General features: G+C 62.6%; 1 protein-coding gene. It reads left to right on the forward strand.

The genetic code is table 11. The annotated features are described in order from the left end of the window. Window positions 1-493: 493 nt before the first annotated feature. On the forward strand, window positions 494-778 hold the full coding sequence (locus ACFQ50_RS06400; protein ID WP_003803320.1) for an HU family DNA-binding protein: 285 nt from the start codon (window positions 494-496) through the stop codon (window positions 776-778). Window positions 779-927 lie beyond the last annotated feature (149 nt).

Below are 927 nucleotides of genomic sequence, written 5' to 3' on the forward strand. Positions count from 1 at the left end.
ACAACCATTAGGTCGAGGACCCCAACCACCAGGTTGGGGTCCTCCCGCATTTAACACCGGCTTAGCCGCATTCCACCCCAGGCCCCGACAGGCACAACCAACGGGCCCAGTCCCCGAACGCTCCATCACATCCCGCAGCGTTTCCCCAAACGCTCCATCACGTCCTGCGGGTTTCCCCCAAACGCTTCCGCAGATCCCCGCCAGGGATGCGGAAGCGTCGGGGGTGAGGCGGCAGGATCTGACAGAGCGTCGGGAGGGAAGCGGCAGGATCTGATGGCGCGTCCGGGCGGAGCCGCCCAAACGGGAGCGAAGATCCGGATAGGAGGCCGCTTTTGGCTGGAAATCGTTGAAATACCGGTGATTTAGGTCAAAAAGTCGCGGAAACACGCGGAATTTATCCCCCTCACGGGTGCAAGCTGGTAAGTTTTCGAACAGTGGCTTGCACGCACGCCGCATGCAGGCTCCAGAATCAAGAGCGTCCAGGAGGACATACATGGCTAAGAACCGTAGTGAACTTGTTTCAGAGGTAGCGGGTAAGGCCGGCACCAGCCAGGCAGCCGTCAACTCCGTGCTCGATGCACTGTTCGAGGTTTTCGAATCTTCTGTCGCCGCCGGCGAGAAGATCACCATCCCGGGCTGGCTTGCAGTTGAGCGCACCGACCGCGCAGCCCGCACCGGCCGCAACCCGCAGACCGGCGAAACCATCCAGATTGCCGCCGGCCACAGCGTCAAGCTGACCGCAGGCTCCAAGCTGAAGGCCGCTGTCTCCAAGAAGTAGTCTTTTGGCAGCTCAGAGGAGCGGGGCCCCCCCGGGTTGCGGGCCGCGTGGGTTTTTACCCGGGTTTGCCAAAAAACCCCACGCGCCCCCCAGGGGGCGGGGGGGGGGCAAAGATATGTTGGCCGAGCAGCGAAACCCCAAAACCCCGG

This window comes from Arthrobacter sp. NPDC056493 (assembly GCF_042795115.1).
GTDB lineage: Bacteria > Actinomycetota > Actinomycetes > Actinomycetales > Micrococcaceae > Arthrobacter.